Origin of the sequence: Sinomonas halotolerans (genome assembly GCF_039615075.1) — a bacterium.
In the GTDB taxonomy this organism is placed as follows: Bacteria; Actinomycetota; Actinomycetes; order Actinomycetales; family Micrococcaceae; genus Sinomonas; species Sinomonas halotolerans.
The window spans coordinates 20,539-27,588 of record NZ_JBDFRB010000023.1 but is presented as its reverse complement, the minus strand read 5'-3'; the positions used below and the strand labels follow the sequence as shown (position 1 = coordinate 27,588).

General features: G+C 70.2%; 7 protein-coding genes. 3 read left to right on the top strand and 4 right to left on the bottom strand.

The genetic code is table 11. The features are described 5' to 3' along the window. Both ABCQ75_RS15870 and ABCQ75_RS15865 read left to right on the top strand, forming a co-directional pair. Positions 1 to 1,721 (top strand): RHS repeat domain-containing protein (locus ABCQ75_RS15870; protein WP_345886605.1); only part of this gene is annotated, 1,721 nt, incomplete at its 5' end. Beyond that, positions 1,718 to 2,014, top strand: a complete 297-nt coding sequence (locus tag ABCQ75_RS15865; RefSeq protein ID WP_345886604.1) for a hypothetical protein — start codon at positions 1,718 to 1,720, stop codon at positions 2,012 to 2,014. The genes ABCQ75_RS15870 and ABCQ75_RS15865, both read left to right, overlap by 4 nt. Before the next feature lie 329 nt (positions 2,015 to 2,343). On the opposite strand, the gene ABCQ75_RS15860 is transcribed toward ABCQ75_RS15865, so the two are convergent. Together ABCQ75_RS15860 and ABCQ75_RS15855 are read right to left on the bottom strand one after the other, a co-directional pair. Further along, a protein-coding gene (locus tag ABCQ75_RS15860; RefSeq protein WP_345886603.1) for an IS3 family transposase occupies positions 2,344 to 3,617 on the bottom strand; the annotation gives its coding sequence in 2 pieces (ribosomal slippage) (positions 2,344 to 3,347 and positions 3,347 to 3,617; 1,275 coding nt in all). Positions 3,618 to 3,705: 88 nt separating this feature from the next. Continuing rightward, positions 3,706 to 3,879, bottom strand: coding sequence for a recombinase family protein (locus ABCQ75_RS15855; RefSeq protein ID WP_345886602.1), 174 nt, complete (start codon positions 3,877 to 3,879; stop codon positions 3,706 to 3,708). A gap of 20 nt (positions 3,880 to 3,899) precedes the next feature. Between ABCQ75_RS15855 and ABCQ75_RS15850 the strand changes: the two genes are divergently transcribed. Beyond that, positions 3,900 to 4,805: a DMT family transporter gene (locus tag ABCQ75_RS15850; RefSeq protein ID WP_345886601.1), complete on the top strand. Its 906-nt coding sequence runs from the start codon at positions 3,900 to 3,902 to the stop codon at positions 4,803 to 4,805. 36 nt (positions 4,806 to 4,841) lie between these two features. Here ABCQ75_RS15850 and ABCQ75_RS15845 read toward each other — a convergent pair whose 3' ends face one another. Both ABCQ75_RS15845 and ABCQ75_RS15840 read right to left on the bottom strand, forming a co-directional pair. Continuing rightward, positions 4,842 to 5,711 carry a glycosyltransferase family 2 protein gene (locus tag ABCQ75_RS15845; RefSeq protein WP_345886600.1) on the bottom strand — a complete coding sequence of 290 codons (870 nt, stop codon included), beginning with the start codon at positions 5,709 to 5,711 and terminating at the stop codon, positions 4,842 to 4,844. A gap of 154 nt (positions 5,712 to 5,865) precedes the next feature. Then, positions 5,866 to 6,984 carry a hypothetical protein gene (locus ABCQ75_RS15840; protein ID WP_345886599.1) on the bottom strand — a complete coding sequence of 373 codons (1,119 nt, stop codon included), beginning with the start codon at positions 6,982 to 6,984 and terminating at the stop codon, positions 5,866 to 5,868. Positions 6,985 to 7,050 lie beyond the last annotated feature (66 nt).

The window sequence follows — 7,050 nt, the reverse complement described above, 5'->3', positions numbered from 1 at the left end:
GCCCCGACGGCGCCGTCACGGCCTACGTCTACGACGCCGACGGGCGCGTCACCCAGGTCAGGAACGGCGCCGCCGTCGTGGCCGACTACACCCACGACCCCGAGGGGAACACGCTCACCGTCACCCGCGCCGACGGCTCCACCGCCACCAAGACCTACGACAGCCTCGGCCGGCTCACCCGCCTCGTGGACGCCACCGCGACAACGACCCTCCTGGACGAGGCCTACACCTACGACCCCGCCGGCAACCCCACCTCCATCGCCCGGCCCGACGGCACCGCCGACACGTTCGCCTACGACACCCTCGACCGGCTCACCAAGGCCTGCTACACCAGCGCCTGCGCCAGCAGCACCGAGGTCCTCGAGTGGACCTACGACCACGCCGGGAACATCCTCACCGAGACCCGCAACGCCCAGACCACCACCCACGCCTACAACACCCAGGGCCAGCGGACCCAGACCACGGCCCCCGGCGGCACCACCGCCTATACCTACGACGCCAAGGGCCAGGTCCTCACCGCCGGGACCGCCTCCTTCACCTACACCAGGGGCGGACGCACCGCCACGGCCACCACCCCGGCCGGGACCACTGCGTACAAGTACGACGGCGACGGCCGCCGCCTCAGCGCCACCCTCGCCACCGTCAAGACCACCTTCGAATGGGACCCGTTCTACCGGCTCGCCAACGAGCTCGACACCAGCGGCGCCCTCGTCCGGCACTACACCCATGGCGACCAGGCCCTCACCTCCCACGACGCCGCCGGCACCGCTGCCTACTTCCACACCGACAGGCTCGGCTCCACCCGCGCCATCACCGACGCCACCGGCGCCGTCACCTCGGCCGGGGCCTTCGAACCCTACGGACGACCCCGAGCCACCGGACCGAACAACCCCAACGCACCACCACTGGGCTGGCTCGGCCAATACCAGGACCCGACCGGCCTGACCCACCTGCGCGCACGCCAGTACGACCCGGGCGCGGGCATGTTCCTCAGCACCGACCCCGCCGCCAGCACATCCCTCTCCGGCGCGTACACCTACGCCTCCGCGAACCCGCTCCGCTACCTCGACATCACCGGCCTCTTCTCCTGGGACGAAGTCCTCGGCGGCGTCCAAGACGTCAGCGGCATCGTCTCCGACGTCGCCGGCGTACTCGCCCTCGCCGCAGCCGTCACCGGCATCGGCGCCCCCGTGGCCGCCGTCCTGGGCGGCATCTCGGTCGCCGCCGGCGCCGTCCACGCCGGCACCAAGGCCATCCAGGCCTACAACACCTGCAGCACCGGCAAAGGCTCCTGCGGCGACGCCGTCGCCGCAGCACTCCTCGCAGCGGCCGCGATCCCTCCCGGCGGCAGACTCATCAAAGGGGCCGCTGCCGGCCTGAAGGGCCTTGGAAGCGCTGGGAAAGCCGCAAACGCCGGAGACGACCTTATCCGTGTCGGTCGCTGGATGGGAGATGATGAGTTCGCGAAAATGACGAACAGCGGTCGCGTCGTCGAAGGAGGCGGCGGTCGCACCTACGTAACAAACCCAGCGAACCCGGACGCATACCCGGCGGGGAAGGGCATCTATGCCGAGTTCAACGTGCCGCGAGACTCCGTCTTCCCTGCGAGCAAGCCGGAGTGGGGCGTGATTCCCGGGCCCAACGTCACGACGCGGCTCTACGGTCCTCCACCTGCAGAAATGCCACCCGCCACGTGCATCGTCCTGGTGTGCCGGCGATGACCCATCTCGATCGTCTGGACCAGTGGCTCAGCAGCCGCGGCGCTGAGCTCAAGCAAGTGGGATCGCTGACCTACACCCGAGGCCCGCGAGACCTTCCGAACCCGTCGGCGCACCTTGTCGTCGCTCTCACGGACTATGACGTCGAACTTGTGCTCTGGGAGTCCGGCGAGGCCGAGTTCAACTACGGCACCCTTGACGACCCCGTCCTCGAACACGTGGAGGTCGAGTCGCCAGCTGAGCTCGATGCTCTGCTGGAGCGCGTCCTCGCGGTCGTGGTGGGAGGGACCTCGTGACCCCGGTTCTGCGCGCTGTGGTTGCGATGATCGCGCTCCTCATAGCTTGGCTCTGCCCGGCCACTCCGGGCGCAGCCGCTGCTGCCTCAGCGGAAGCTAGGGCGCCGCTCTAAACCTAGGACAGCCTCCGCTACGACACACCCCACGGCTTCGCCCCAGGACCGCACAGGCCTCATCCATCCGCGCACCTGCCATTACGACACGAACGCCGGTATCTTCCTCGAGCCCGCCCGAATAATTGCCCGGTGAAGGATCCTCAATCGGACGGTCTGAGTCCCGAACGGAGGCTTGGCACAGGACTTTGAACCGTCCCCGGTTCTTTGCCGCTCCTATCCGGGTGCCAGCACCGGGTGTGTTGGCGTGGTGAGGTCAGCGTAGTACGCGCTCTCGTACTCCTGGGGCGGGATGGCGCCGAGGGTGGAGTGCAGGCGCCGGTTGTTGTACCAGTCGACCCAGCCGGCCGTGATCCACTCGATGTCGTCGATGGTGCGCAGCGGGCCGGTCCGGAACGGGGAGCCGTCCCGGAGCGCCTCGTTTTTGAACAGCCCGATCGTGGACTCGGCCAGGGCGTTGTCGTAGGCATCGCCGATCGAGCCGATCGAGGCGGCGATGCCCTCCACCGCGAGGGTCTCAGCGAAGGCCACGGACGTGAACTGGGAGCCGGCATCGCTGTGGTGGACCAGCCCGTCCCGGACGGTGTGCCCGGCCCGATCCCGCCGCCACAGGCCCATTCGCAGCGCGGTGGTGACCAACGGGGTCGTCTTCGTGGCCGCGGCGTGCCAGCCCACGATGGTTCGCGAGTAGCAGTCGATCACGAACGCGACGTAGACGAATCCGGCCCAGGTCCGCACGTAGGTGAAGTCCGCGACCCAGCGCTGGTTCGGCGCCTCGGCGGTGAAGTCCCGCTCCAGCAGATCCGGTGCCCGGGCCGCGTTGCGGTCCGGGACCGTGGTCCGCACGCCCCTGCCGCGCACCAGGCCGTTGATCCCGAGTTGGCCCATCAGCCGGTCCACCCGGCGCGCAGACACCTCAAGGCCCTGGCGGCGAAGCAGCGCAGTCATCTTCCGTCGCCCGTACATCGACTCCGGAGAGGCCCCGCCCCGCGCGTCTGCCCGGGCGGCGAGGATCGCATCGATGATCACCGCGTCCTCACAATCCCGGCTGCTGGGCTGGGCGCGTTTCCACGCCCGGTAGGTCCGCTCGGCAACCCGCACTCCCTGCTCACGCAGCACCGTGCAGATCGACCCGACCGAGCGGCCTTGGGCGCGCTGGTCCTCGATGAACCCGAGGATCAACGGCGTCGGGGGTCGAGTTCCCCGGCGAAGAAAACCGCCGCGTCCTTCAGGATCGCGTTGGCCTCACGCAGTTCGCGATTCTCCCGCTCGAGCTGATTGATGCGTTCATTTTCGCTGGAGGGCGCTCCCTCGCGTTCGCCGGCATCGATCTGGGCCTGGCGCACCCAGCGGCGTAGGGATTCCTTCCCGACGCCCAGTCGGTCGCCGACGGACTGACAGGCCGCGCTCAGCGTGGGGTACTCATCGAGGTGGTCCAGCACCAGACGGGTAGCCCGCTGCTTGGTCTCCTCCGGGATCCTCTTCTGCATGATCAACATCTTCCTTCCAGACTCGAAAGGAAGCGGCATCAAACCGGGGACGGTTCATCCTTCGCGTCCGGAGTGAGACGCCCGAACTTCACGCCGCGGGCCCTGGCTGCGTCGGCGCCGGCCTGACTCGTTCCTGGATGAGCTCGCGCTTGTACTCGGTGAAGGTCGCCATGAGGTTGAGCATCAGGCGGCCCTCGCGGGTCGACGGGTTGATGCCGTCCGAGAGGGACCGCACCCCGATCCGTTCCGCGCGCCCTCCCACGCCGTGGCTAGAGTGGGCGGGTGATCCCCCTTCTCGTGGCGCTCGGCGTCGTGGGCGTCTCGGCGTCCGGCCCGCTCATCGCGGCCACCCTCGGCGCCACCTCGGTGACCGCGCTCGCGATCGCGTTCTGGCGCAACGCGATCGCCGCCGTGGTCATGGCCGCTCCGGTCGCGCTCGGCAGTCCGCGGCAGTTCAGCCGGCTGGGCCGGCGCGAGTACTTCTGGTCCGCCGTGGCCGGGACCGCCCTCGCGCTGCACTTCGTGTGCTTCATCGTCTCCCTCACGCTGACCTCCGTCGCGGCCTCGACCGCGCTCGTGTGCCTCCAGTCGGGCTGGATTGCCGTCTTCTCCCTGCTGCGCGGCCATCGGCTGCCGAGCGCCGTGCTCGTGGGCCTCGGGCTGTCCTTCGCAGGCGTCGTGGCCATCACCGGACTCGATCTGGGCTCCTCCCCCGACGCGCTCCTCGGCGACCTCCTCGCCGTCGCGGGCGGAATCCTCGCCGCGCTGTACACGATGGCGGGCGGCCAGGCCCGGAAGACCATGGGGACCGGCACCTACACGACGCTGTGCTACGGCGTGTGCGCCGCGCTCGTAGCCCTCATGGCGGCCGCGACCGGGCAGCGCCTCACCGGCTTCGAGCCGACGGGCTGGGCGGGGATCATCGCCATCACCATTGCCGCCCAGCTCGTGGGGCACACCGCCTTCAACCACCTCGTGGCGGTGCTCAGCCCGCTCGTCGTCTCGATGTTCATCCTGCTCGAGATCCCCGGTGCCGCGCTCCTGGCCGCCGTGTTCCTCGGCGAAGTCCTCCCTGCCGGGACCTACGCAGGGCTCGGCCTCATCCTCGCCGGGCTCGCCGTCGTCGTCCTGGGCCAGCGGCGCACCCGCCGAGAGCCGAAGGCGCAGGCCGAGCTCGGCGCGGACTGAGCTGCGCAGGCTGCGCCGGTCGCAGGCTGAACCGCGTCAGACCCCGCCGCGCTTGACCGGCGGCTGGTTCGCCGAGTGGATGGCGCGCAGGAGCTTGGCAGGGAAGTACACCGAGAAGACGACCGCCATGGGCGCCTTGAGCGCGATCTTGCGGATGTTGTGCGCCTTGTACGTGCGGTCGAACCGCTGCACGTAGTAGCGGTAGTCCTTGGGCGAGTCCTCGAGCCGGCGGGCGGACATGCCCGAGACCATCTCCGGCCAGTACTGGACCTTGAGCCCGTGCTCGGCGAGGTGCAGCGAGAGGTCGATGTCCTCGTGCATCTCGTCGTTCTCGTCCCGGCACGTCGAGTCTCGGATGGTCTCCCAGGCCGTGCGGCGGATGGCCATGTTCGAGCCGAAGAGGAAGTGGTACTCGTGGCTCGAGAGCTTGAGCAGGAGCTGGCGGACCTTGTCGTCCGCCTTGAGCCCGAACCGGCGCATGGGCATGTCGTAGTACACCACGGGGCCCGTCGCCGCCTGCACGGCGTGGTCGGTGAACGCGCGCTGGACCTCCTCGACCCAGTCCGGCTCGAGGAGCGAGTCCGCGTCGATCCGGCCCAGCACGTCTCCCGTGGCCGAGTCGAGGCCGTGGTTGCGGGTGGGGATGAGGCCCTGCTCGCGGTCCTGCGTGAGCAGGCGGATCGGCGACTCGGGGTACTCCTCGGCCAGATGCCGGACGATCTGCGCGGTCGAGTCCTTCGAGAGGTTGTCCACGACGATAATCTCGTGCGCCGGCACCGACTGGTAGATCGCGGCCGTGACGCACTGCCGGATCACGCTCTCCTCGTTGTACGCCGGGATCACGATCGACACGCTCGGCGGAGCGGGAACGTGGATCGTCGGCTCGGAGTCAGGGTGCCCAGGCATCAGCTCAAATCTAGCAAAGGAGGGGCGGTCCGGAACCTCTCAGACCGTCCGAGACGGTTTGGAGTCAGAGGCCGTCCGGGGACAGAACGGGGACCCCGTCGGATGACGGGGTCCCCGTGGAGTGCGGCGCCGCGAGGCGGATGCCGCGCGCGGATCAGGCCTTCGTGCCGTCCGTGTCCTCGCCGTCCTTGTCCTTCGAGGCCGAGTGCACGCTGCGCATGGCCGCCGCGGCATCCTTGGCGACGTGGCGGCCCTCGCCGCTGTCCGCCGGGTCCTCGGTCGTGAGCTCGGCGTCGACGTCCGGGGTCACGGCCGCGGAGGCCGCGGCCTCGTCCACGAGCTTCGAGTCCTCGCCCTCGCCCTCGGCAGCAGCGGCGGCCGAGCCCTCGAGCACTGCCGCCTGGCCGGCGTCGAGCGCGGCCTCTGCCTCGGCCTCGTCGGCGGCGCGGGCCGCCTCTTCCGCGGCCGCCTCGCCCGCGGCGGTCTCCCCCGCGGTGGCGCCCAGGGCGGACGACGCCGTTGCCCCCGCAGCGGTCGCAGGAACCGGGGAGGGGGTGTCGGTGCCGCTCGTGGTGCCAGCGGAACCGCCGGGCGGGACGGGAGCCGGGGTCTTCCACGGGTCCTCGACCGGCTTGGCGGCCTTCCACGCCGCGATCCCGGCGGCAACCGCAGCCGCGATCACGCCGAAGACCAGCAGCCCACGGCCCTTCTTGCGGCGCGGCTGGGAGATCTCACCGGCGGCGGCGCGGACGGCCTCCTGCGCAGCGGTCGTCGCATGCCGCGCGGCAGCGTCCGCCTGGCGGACGATCCCCGAGTCGGCAAGGCGCTGGGCCACCGCGTCGACCTGGGACGGTGCACCCGCGAGGCCGCGGTTCACGGACTCCGCCGCATGGGCGATCCCCTCGGAGATCTTGGGGATGTACTGGTCGGCGGCGTCCTTGATGACGGGCGCCGCCCGGTCCACCGCCTCGTGCAGGCGGGGTGCAGCCGAGTCGACGGCCTCGGTGATGCGCGGGGCGAGGTGCGCGAGCCCGTCCTGGATCTTCGGGGTCACGGCAGCCACGCCCTCGGCGAGGCCGTGCGCGGCGGACTTGATGCCCTCCTGGATCCGCGGCGAGGCGGAGTCCAGACCGTGCTGGATGCGCGGGACGGCCCAGGTCACTGCCGCGTCGACCCGCGGCTGAGCCCACTCCTTGGCGCTCTCCACGCCTGCGGCGACGCCGTGTTCGAGGTCCTTCGCAATCTCCCGCGCGACGGACTCTGTCGTGTTCAAGCTCTTCTCGAGTGGTTTCTTCACGGCTACCTCCGGATTCTGCGTGAACCAACGCCAGCCTACGTC

Bases quoted from the DNA above. Each gene is read 5' to 3' on its own strand.
- ABCQ75_RS15865 (WP_345886604.1), top strand. From the start codon at position 1,718: ATGACCCATCTCGATCGTCTGGACCAGTGGCTCAGCAGCCGCGGCGCT.
- ABCQ75_RS15845 (WP_345886600.1), bottom strand. From the start codon at position 5,711: ATGCCTGGGCACCCTGACTCCGAGCCGACGATCCACGTTCCCGCTCCG.